This window comes from Acidiphilium sp. (assembly GCF_049977125.1).
Lineage (GTDB): Bacteria > Pseudomonadota > Alphaproteobacteria > Acetobacterales > Acetobacteraceae > Acidiphilium.
On sequence record NZ_JBMFGY010000121.1, the window covers coordinates 5,210 to 8,903 of the forward strand.

Here is a 3,694-nt window from a genome sequence, read left to right on the forward strand (position 1 = left end):
CCATCGTTGTGGCATATGCCGCAGGTGCGACGGTCACGAGAGCAATCGCTGCGGGGACGATCAGGTGGTGAAGCTTCATGCCAGATTCTCCTTGAGTTCGAGGGCCGGAACGATACCGGCTCCTTGCACTGTTCGGATCGAACCGATCTTATGTTACAGTCGTCGAATATAACAAAGTCGTAAGCTTTGCAGACGTCGGTCGCCAGAAAAGATCTTATCCTGTTTGCCCAAAAGCACTTCCGGCATGGCGCGGCTCGAGACGTATCAAGCGTGAGGTTTCAACGGCAGCCTGACGGTGTTTCACCGCGGCGCGATAATTAGGGTCCCGGACCATGGCGACAAACGCGGCGACCGAGGGATATTCGGCAATGAACACCGCATCCCAGCGCTCGGTTGCCGGCCCGATCAGGGTTTGCTCGAACCGACCGAGCCAAACCTGCCGACCACCGACCCGGATAAATATCGGGCCGCTCTCACAGGCATAGGCCCGATACGCATCGGCGCCGGAAATCTCCCGCCCGTCCGGATACGCCGCACGGACCCGAAAACGGACGAGGTTGAGCATGTGGATCGCGCCATCGCGCGATAATGACTGAAATGCTGCGAATTGATCTCGGGTCGGATCGATAAACTGCTCCGTCGCCTCGGCCTCCTGCGCGGTGTCGGTCATATGGCACTCTCCTCTTGCGCTGAACCTTGCTGATCATCCAACCACCGTGCCAGTACGGGCACGATCCGCTGTTTGACCTGAAACCCTGCGGTCAATAGAGCATAATCCGAATTACGGCCGTTCCCGGCAATCAGAGTCGGAAAGCCAGTTACGCCGGTCTGCTGGCTGATCTGGAAATCCCGCTCGGTCTCCTTGACGAGTTCGTCATCGGTAAAATGTGCCGCAAATGCCGCCGGATCGAAACCTGCCTCGCTGACGATGGTCGCCAACACGGGAGGGGCGGTGATATCGCGGTTCTCCCCATAAAATGCGTGATGCAGGCGGTCGAGCAGGCCGAGCGCCGCCTCTGAAGATTGCCGCCGCGCCCACACGACAGCACGACAGGCCGGTTCAGTGTCGTAAACAAAGCCGTCCCGCTCGAAGAACGCATAATCAAAGACCTGGCCGGAGGCTTCGTGGACATGGTCCCAATGCGCCCGCGTGCGGGTTTTGGCGGCATCATCCATCGGAGTGGTGGTCCCGGGGCGCAAACCGCCAAGAATCAGACGGATCGGCAGGCGATGGCCGAATTCGGCCCGAATGGCCTCGATCACCGGCGCAAACCCATAGCACCACGAACACATCGGATCGGCAAAATAGACGAGATGGGGCTGATTCATCGGCGCTCCTGGTCGAACCTTGCTCCGGCCCGAAAGACTGGGATTGTATTATAACGATCGATATATTATATAATCCCGTATGATGCAACAGAGCGTTCACAGCCCATGCCTCGCCCCCGCACGCTGACCGATGAGATCGTGCTCGATCGCGCCGTCGGCGTGTTCTGGCGACACGGTTATGCCGATGCGTCGTTGCGTGATCTCACCTCGGCAACCGGGCTGAGCGCAGCATCGCTCTATCATCGCTATCGTGACAAGGATGGTCTGTTCACAGCAGTACTGGATCGATACGCGCAGCAGGGTTTGACGTCGCGGCTGGCCAGATTAACCGCGATAGCCGACCCCCTCGCCGCGATCCGGCAATTTTTTGATGAGATCATCGATCTCTCAGTGAACGATCCCGATCGCCTCGGGTGCCTACTCGTCAATTCGGTTCTCGACGGCGGCAGAATGTCGCAGGCGGCACGGACTACGGCGCGGACACGTCTTGGCGAGGTCGAAACGTTTTTTCGAATCCAACTGGAGACTGCGAGGGATCAGGGATCCACTCATCCCGGGCTCGAACCTGCAATTATGGCAGAAATTCTGCTGGCAACCGTGCTTGCAATTCGTGTTTTGGCTCGCCTTGCGCCCGAACGCGACCGGTTGGAGCGTCTCGTCGCCCATGCGTTGACGTCCGTTTCCCTCTCAATCCCGGCACCGAAGTGAACTGATCTCGTAGCGCCGATGGTCGGCACGCGGTGCCATGATCCAATCGAAAGGAGCCTTGCTTATGGACAAAACACAAAAACTACATCCCGGTCAGAATTTCTCACCACTGCAGTTCAAGCGCATCGATGGTCCCGATTATCAGTTCGGTGGTAGCGGTACTTGGCAGGCCCTGTTCGTCTATCGCGGCAAACATTGCCCAATCTGCAAAGGCTATCTCGGCAAGATCAAGCAGCTTCTTGAAAAATTCGAGACCCTGGGCGTGAATGTCGTAGCTTTGTCAGCCGATAGCGAAGCTCAGACACGGGAAACCTTCGATGCCGTCAAGCCGAATTTTCCGCTGTTGTACGGCATCGATGTACCGATGATGCAGGAACTCGGGCTCTATATATCCGAACCGCGTTCGGCCACCGAAACCGATCATCCCTTTCCCGAACCCGGGCTGTTTGTCGTCAACCCGGCAGGATCACTTCAGATCATCGATATCTCGAATGCCCCGTTCACCCGACCCGATCTCGACGTGCTGCTGGGTGGCCTCGAATTCGTGATCGCCAATGCTTATCCGATCCGGGGCACCCATCGATGAGCCAGCTCGCCGGTATCAAAGCCTGTGTGTTCGATGCCTATGGCACCCTGTTCGATTTCACCTCCGCAGTCGCGCGGTGCGCCGATATCCCCGAGGCGAAACGCGCCGCTCTGGGAGCGATTTGGCGGGACAAGCAGATCCAGTACACGCTCCTGCGCAGCCTGCAGCACCGCTACGCCGATTTCGAGCAGGTGACCGCCGAGGCGCTGGATTACGCACTCGACAGCACCGGGTTGGCCGATGCGGGGCACCGCGCTCATCTGCTCGACCTGTACCGGATCGTGTCAGTCTATCCTGAAGTACCGGCGATGTTGAAAGCCCTGAAGGCAGCCGGACTGTCCACCGCCATCCTGTCCAACGGCACCTCCGCGATGCTCAAGCCGGCGATCGAGCACGCCGAGATCGGTGCCCAGCTCGATCATGTGTTGTCGGTCGAGACCGTCGGCGTCTTCAAGCCGGCACCCGAAGTATATCAACTCGCGGCCGATCGTCTGGGCCTGCCACGCGAGGCGATCTGTTTCGTGTCGTCGAATGGCTGGGACGCCTACGGCGCCGCGGCGTTCGGCTTTCAGGTTGCCTGGTGCAACCGTACCAACCAACCGGCAGAGCGGCTTCCTGGGCAGCCGATCATCGTGCTCAAGACCCTGTCGACACTCGTTGGCCACTTGGCCTCCGGCTGATCGCGGCGTCAGTCGACCATGTTCTGAAGTTCCGCCAGCGCCGCGACAATGTCGATCACGCGCGACGAGGTGATTTCCAGCGCCCGGTCCTCCAACGCGTCATCGTCCTTGTGGGTGTGGCGCCAGGCCTCGATCGTCACGTCCCGCTCGATCAGCAGATCGGCGATATCGGTCGCGAACAGGGTGAACAGGGCGTCGACGCATCGGCTGGCCGGCGCCTGATCGGTCAGGCGATAGTCGCTTGCATACCGAACGGCCTGGGACGCCGGGATGAAATCATCGCCGGTGACCCAGCGATTGGTGGTGAACAGGCTGGTCGGGCGGCCGAACCGATCTAGCGCGATCGCGATCAGATGATGGATCGGCGCGTCGTCACGCCGCCCTTCCGGCC

6 protein-coding genes are annotated in these 3,694 nt (G+C 59.6%); 3 read left to right on the forward strand and 3 right to left on the reverse strand.

Features of this window, described 5'->3' with window-relative positions:
* Nucleotides 1-214 precede the first annotated feature (214 nt).
* Both ACP5E6_RS14360 and ACP5E6_RS14365 read right to left on the reverse strand, forming a co-directional pair.
* A complete protein-coding gene (locus ACP5E6_RS14360; RefSeq protein ID WP_427955027.1) occupies nt 215-670 on the reverse strand; it encodes a DUF1330 domain-containing protein in 456 nt (151 codons plus the stop codon).
* Nucleotides 667-1,329, reverse strand: coding sequence for a DsbA family protein (locus ACP5E6_RS14365; RefSeq protein WP_427955029.1), 663 nt, complete (start codon nt 1,327-1,329; stop codon nt 667-669). The genes ACP5E6_RS14360 and ACP5E6_RS14365 overlap by 4 nt, the downstream gene beginning before the upstream one ends.
* 138 nt (nt 1,330-1,467) lie before the next feature.
* Here ACP5E6_RS14365 and ACP5E6_RS14370 point away from each other — a divergent pair, with 138 nt between their 5' ends.
* Genes ACP5E6_RS14370 through ACP5E6_RS14380 form a run of 3 tightly spaced genes read left to right on the forward strand, consistent with a single transcriptional unit; the run spans nt 1,468 to nt 3,303 of the window.
* Nucleotides 1,468-2,037, forward strand: coding sequence for a TetR/AcrR family transcriptional regulator (locus ACP5E6_RS14370; protein ID WP_427955030.1), 570 nt, complete (start codon nt 1,468-1,470; stop codon nt 2,035-2,037).
* A 37-nt stretch (nt 2,038-2,074) separates the two neighbouring features.
* Nucleotides 2,075-2,623, forward strand: a complete 549-nt coding sequence (locus ACP5E6_RS14375; protein WP_427955031.1) for a redoxin domain-containing protein — start codon at nt 2,075-2,077, stop codon at nt 2,621-2,623.
* The gene (locus tag ACP5E6_RS14380; RefSeq protein WP_427955032.1) at nt 2,620-3,303 is read left to right on the forward strand and encodes a haloacid dehalogenase type II; all 684 of its coding nucleotides are present in this window, start codon (nt 2,620-2,622) and stop codon (nt 3,301-3,303) included. Before ACP5E6_RS14375 ends, ACP5E6_RS14380 begins: the two co-directional genes overlap by 4 nt.
* 8 nt (nt 3,304-3,311) lie before the next feature.
* Here the strand turns inward: ACP5E6_RS14380 and ACP5E6_RS14385 are convergent.
* Nucleotides 3,312-3,694 (reverse strand): DUF6969 family protein (locus ACP5E6_RS14385; RefSeq protein WP_427955034.1); only part of this gene is annotated, 383 nt, incomplete at its 5' end.